Below are 383 nucleotides of genomic sequence, written 5' to 3' on the forward strand. Positions count from 1 at the left end.
CTGCGTTCCACGTCATGATTGGACAGGGCCCAGCAAGGCCAGGTGTCTTCGCCTTGCTCGGCAAAGCGCGTCAGCACGTCGTAAAGCGCGCGGGCATCGCCATCACTGTTGAGCAGGTCAAAGGTGTAGGCCATGTGCAGGCGGCATTGGCCGGCGGTATAGGCAGCCATGGTCGGGAGAGGGTCATTGCCGGCGATCTCGCCGACACTGGTGGTGCCCGGGTACTCATCGAGCAGGTCGCGGATGCGCTCCAGATACGCCAGATTCTCCGGTTGCTCGATATTGTGCTGCATCCGCTGATAGCTCTGCGGGTTGCCCGGGTTGACGCCTTCGCGCGCCATCGCCGGGTTGTCGGTCAAGGCGCGGTCATGGAAGTAGTAATT

The 383-nt window shown here is 62.1% G+C and carries 1 pseudogene; it reads right to left on the reverse strand.

The window, feature by feature from the left end:
* A pseudogene (locus tag SB689_RS22635) lies at positions 1–383 on the reverse strand (hypothetical protein); the annotation flags it as partial.

Origin of the sequence: Chryseobacterium sp. SIMBA_038 (assembly GCF_046535115.1) — a bacterium.
In the GTDB taxonomy this organism is placed as follows: Bacteria; Bacteroidota; Bacteroidia; order Flavobacteriales; family Weeksellaceae; genus Chryseobacterium.